1 protein-coding gene is annotated in these 204 nt (G+C 60.8%); it reads right to left on the reverse strand.

Going from position 1 to position 204, the window contains the following annotated elements:
• On the reverse strand, nt 1–204 hold a 204-nt coding region (locus CN692_RS19305), incomplete at both ends, for a TonB-dependent receptor plug domain-containing protein (protein WP_179874494.1).

Here is a 204-nt window from a genome sequence, read left to right on the forward strand (position 1 = left end):
AGGCCAGGTCAACGCCCTTCTGCGTGCCGTCGCCCTTGCTGTACTCACCGTAGTTCAAGGTCACCTGGCCACCGTCGAAATCGCGGCGGGTGATGATGTTGACTACGCCGGCGATGGCGTCGGAACCGTACAGCGATGAAGCGCCATCTTCCAGCACTTCGATGCGTTCGACGATGGCCAGCGGAATGGTATTGAGGTCGGTGG

Origin of the sequence: Bacillus sp. AFS002410 (genome assembly GCF_002556365.1) — a bacterium.
Lineage (GTDB): Bacteria > Bacillota > Bacilli > Bacillales > Bacillaceae_G > Gottfriedia.